This window comes from Thioalkalivibrio thiocyanoxidans ARh2, assembly GCF_000385215.1.
Classification (GTDB): domain Bacteria; phylum Pseudomonadota; class Gammaproteobacteria; order Ectothiorhodospirales; family Ectothiorhodospiraceae; genus Thioalkalivibrio; species Thioalkalivibrio thiocyanoxidans.
In genome coordinates, this window is record NZ_ARQK01000011.1 from 1 (window position 1) to 4396 (window position 4396).

4 protein-coding genes are annotated in these 4396 nt (G+C 66.1%); all 4 read left to right on the forward strand.

Annotated elements, in window-relative coordinates; all coding sequences use genetic code 11:
• Window positions 1–243 precede the first annotated feature (243 nt).
• Genes wecB through G372_RS0100180 form a run of 4 tightly spaced genes read left to right on the forward strand, consistent with a single transcriptional unit; the run spans window position 244 to window position 4394 of the window.
• Complete coding sequence (wecB, locus tag G372_RS0100165) at window positions 244–1386, forward strand: non-hydrolyzing UDP-N-acetylglucosamine 2-epimerase (RefSeq protein ID WP_019623903.1); 1143 nt, start codon at window positions 244–246, stop codon at window positions 1384–1386.
• A 56-nt stretch (window positions 1387–1442) separates the two neighbouring features.
• Window positions 1443–2390 (forward strand): polysaccharide deacetylase family protein, encoded by a 948-nt coding sequence (locus G372_RS0100170; protein ID WP_019623904.1) that lies wholly within the window; start codon window positions 1443–1445, stop codon window positions 2388–2390.
• 13 nt (window positions 2391–2403) lie between these two features.
• Entirely contained in the window at window positions 2404–3399 is a 996-nt protein-coding gene (locus G372_RS0100175) for a polysaccharide deacetylase family protein (RefSeq protein ID WP_019623905.1), read from the forward strand.
• The gene (locus G372_RS0100180; RefSeq protein WP_038070481.1) at window positions 3396–4394 is read left to right on the forward strand and encodes a GNAT family N-acetyltransferase; all 999 of its coding nucleotides are present in this window, start codon (window positions 3396–3398) and stop codon (window positions 4392–4394) included. The genes G372_RS0100175 and G372_RS0100180 overlap by 4 nt, the downstream gene beginning before the upstream one ends.
• The last annotated feature ends 2 nt before the right edge of the window (window positions 4395–4396 follow it).

Consider the following 4396-nt stretch of genomic DNA (forward strand, 5'->3'; position numbering starts at 1 on the left):
AGCGGGTAGTGGTTCTACCCGCAAGCGGCGCAACGCAGGATCGGGGAACCTGGGGTGCCAACCCCACAACTTAATGAACGAAGGGGCTCGGCCGCCAGTTGTTACAGAGAACGGGCGTGCGCACTGCGTTGCGGCTCCCTTGTGCAGAATGACTGCACGGCGGTCACCGCGCCTTGTTCGCACGCAAAAGCGACTCGAGCGCGAGCGTGTACATGGATTAGTGTTTCCTTAACGGGATCTCTTATGCCTACAGATTCGCAATGCGACATCCTGTGCGTGGTGGGCGCGCGCCCCAACTTCATGAAGATCGGTCCGGTGATGCGGTCCCTGCAGCGAGCCGATATACCGGCGCAGCTCGTGCATACGGGGCAGCATTACGACCCGGCGATGAACGAGCGCTTCTTTACCGATCTGCAAATCCCGTATCCCGATATCAACCTCGAGGTCGGTTCCTGCTCGCATGCCGTGCAAACGGCCGAGGTGATGATGCGCTTCGAGGGCGTGCTGGACCGCGTGCAGCCCCGGGCCATCCTCGTGGTGGGCGATGTGAACTCCACGATCGCCTGTGCCCTGGTGGCGGCCAAGAAAGGGGTCGGGGTCATCCATGTGGAGGCGGGGTTGCGCAGCTTTGATCGCAGCATGCCGGAGGAGGTGAACCGGGTACTGACCGACCAGATCTCGGATCTGCTGTTCATCACCGAACGCCATGCCCGCGACAACCTGGTGCGCGAGGGTATTGACCCCGACCGGGTCCACTTTGTCGGCAATGTGATGATCGACACGCAGCTCTACAACCTGGGGCGCGCGGTGCCATGGGAGGAGACCCTGCGGGCCGCCGAGGTCGAGACCGATGCATTCTCCGGGGGCGGTGCCTATGGAGTGCTGACCCTGCACCGCCCGTCCAATGTCGATCATGCGCCGGTGATGGAGCGCCTGGTCGACAGCCTGGTGGCCATTGCCCGGGAGCTTCCCCTGGTATTCCCTTTGCACCCCCGAACCCAGGCCCGTTTGCAGGGCTTCGGACTGGAGTCTGCCCTGCGCGAGGCGCCGATCGCCGTGCTGCCACCGGCCGGTTATCTGGAGATGCTGGGGCTGATGAAGGATGCCCGTGTCGTGCTCACCGATTCCGGCGGCATGCAGGAGGAGACCACCGCCCTGGGGGTGCCTTGCATCACCCTGCGCGAGAACACGGAACGGCCAATCACGATCGATGAAGGTACCAATATTTTAGTAGGCAATGACCCGCAACGACTGATGGAGTCTTTCCGCGAGGTCATGGACCATGGGGGCAAACAGGGGCGCATCCCGCAGTACTGGGACGGCAACGCGGCAGAACGCATCGTGGCCGTGGTGGCGGACTGGCTGAAGCACGCAAGAAAATCCTGACCGGTACGTTCGCGCCCCCCGACCGACGCCCCGAGCGGGTTCAGGAGATCGTGCGCATGCTGCGAGTACCGCTGTCCATGCTGTCGCCGCAAGGCCGGCGCGCACGCCTGACGATCCTCGCCTATCACCGCGTGCTGGCGGACCCCGACCCCCTGCGGCCCGAAGACCCGGTGGCGGAGACCTTTCGCTGGCAGATGCGCCTGCTGGCGAGGGAGATGAACCCGTTGCCACTGGACGAGGCCATCGAGTGCCTGCAGCAAGGCCGGCTCCCCGCCCGGGCCGTTGCGGTCACCTTTGACGACGGCTATGCCGACAATGCGGAGATCGCGTTGCCGATCCTGCGCGAGGAGGGGGTGCCGGCAACGTTCTTCATCGCCACCGGCTATCTGAATGGCGGCTGCATGTTTAACGACATGCTGATCGAAACGGTCCGCCAGATTCCCTCCATGGCAGTGGACCTGACCCCGGAGGGGCTGGGCACGCGTTCGCTGGATTCCGTGGCGCAGCGCCGCACCACGATCCACGCCCTGATCGGGGCCCTCAAGTACCGGCCGCTGGCCGAGCGCAGTCGGTGCGCCGAGGCGCTGGGCGCACGGTTCGGTATTGCGCCTCCCGGCGATCTGATGATGACCGATGCCCAGGTTCGCGAGCTGGCCGATGCCGGCATGGGGATCGGCGGGCACACCGTCCTGCATCCGATCCTGGTCGAGACCGATGCCGCGACCGCACAGCAGGAGATCGCGGAGGGCAAGGCCGAACTCGAGGCCCTGGTGGGACGCCCCGTACGGCTGTTTGCCTACCCCAACGGTCGCCCCGGCAAGGACTATGCGCCGGAGCATGTCGAGATGGTGCGCGCCAGTGGGTTCGACGCCGCCGTATCCACCATGGCCGGTGCCGCCGGTCGCGATACGGATCCGCTCCAACTTCCGCGCTTTACCCCCTGGGACCGAACGCCCCTGCGCTTTGGTCTGCGGCTGGCGCGCAATCTGGCCTCTGCCCATTGAAGGTGCGAACACAATGACGACCCGCGTCCATTTGACCGTTGATACCGAGTTCAGCATCGCGGGGGCCTTTCGCGAGCCGCAAACTCACCAACCGGTCGGGCCGCCGTCGGTCTACTGCCATCGCAACGGGCGCTCGGAGGGTCTTGGCTATCTGCTGGACACCCTCGACCGGTATGCGATTCGCGCCACCTTCTTTGTCGAGACGCTGAACACGATTTATTTCGGCGACGAGCCGATGGGCGAGATCGCCCACGAGATCGCCGGCCGCGCGCACGATATCCAGCTCCATCTGCACCCCTGCTGGACGTACTTCGGGCACCCGGACTGGGTTCAGCGGCTGCAGAGTGACCCGCCGAACGACAATGTCACCCGGCGCAGCGTCGAGGAACTGGCCGACCTGATCGACCAGGGAAGGGCGACGTTCCGCCGTTGGGGGCTGGATGCCCCCAGTGTGCTGCGTACCGGCGGGCTCAAGGTCGACCTGAAGGTCTACGCCGCCATGCGCCAGGCCGGGCTCCCCCGGGCCTCCAACATCGGGCTCGCGATCTATCCGCCGGCCGAGCCGGAGCTGCAGTTGCGGGGTGGCTGCCATGTGATCGACGGGGTCCTGGAGTTCCCGGTGACCACCTACACCGATTTCCGGTGGGGGCCGCGGGCCCATCTGAAGTCACTCACCATTACCGGAACCTCCTGGCCGGAGATGCGCAGGCTGCTGTTCCAGGCCCGGCGCCAGGGGCTTAGCGACGTGGTCGTGCTGACGCACCCGTTCGAGTTCGTGCGCTATCGGGACGAACAGCAGGCGCCCAGCATCAATCCGCTGACCCGCCGCCGCCTGGAGCGACTGTGCCGGTTCCTGCGGTCGGAACCGGGATTCACCCCGGCCTGCATGGCCGACGTGCTGGCCACGCCCGCGCCTCGGGAGGTGACGCCCACGCTGACCGTCCCCGCCGCCCAGGCGGCCCTGCGTGCCCTGGAGAACTGGACCAGTCAGCGGGTGTTCTGGGGATGAAAGCCGACCACCCAATGGCCGGACATTCGGTGGCCCGCTATCCGGTCGAGCGGGTCCGTCTCGCCCTGCGCATCGGCGAGATCACACTGGGCGACATCTCGCTGCGAATGTCGGTCGACAACCGCCATTTTCTGCAGCGTCCGGCGGCCCAGGCCCCGTACGCCGGGGATGCGGTCGCCGATGGCCATCTTGCCCGCTCGCAGCCTGTCGAGGCGCCCTTGCCGCGGCTGTCGTGGGTGGCGGGCTATCTGCGCTACGTCCCCAGCCAGTACATGCGCCACTACATCGATCTCGACATGGGCTGGGAGGGTTATCAGGCGAAGTTCTCCTCCAAGTCCCGCCAGACGATGCGGCGCAAGGTACGCAAGTTCGCCGATGCCTCCGGGGGCACGATCGACTGGCGTACCTATCGCACACCGGAGGAGCTCGAGACCTTTCGCAGCCTGGCGCGCGAGGTCTCGCTGCTGACCTACCAGGAGCGCCTGTTGAACGCCGGCCTCCCGGACGATGACGCGTTCGCCGAGCGTGCCGCGCGGCTGGCGGCCGCCGACCAGGTGCGGGCCTACCTCCTGTTCCTGGACGGCGAGCCGGTGGCCTATCTCTATTGCCCGGCCCGCGACTCGGCCCTCCTCTATGCCTACCTGGGCTACCACCCGAAGGCGGCTGCCCTGTCGCCGGGCACGGTACTGCAATGGCTGGTGCTGGAATCCCTGTTCCAGGAGGGTCGGTTTCGCTATTTCGATTTCGCCCCGGGCGACAGCCCGCACAAGGCCCTGTTTGGTTCGGACCACCAACTCTGTGCGGATGTCTATTACCTGCGGCGTCGCCCGCGCCCGCTCTCCCTGGGTCTTTCCCATGCCGCCGCCACGCTGGGTTCGGACGCCGTCTCCGCGGCCCTCTCCCGGATCGGTCTCAAGCAATCGCTGAAGCGTTTCCTGCGCCGCGGCGGTTCCGGCCGGCCCATGGAACGCAATCGGGAGGTGATCAAGAAATGATC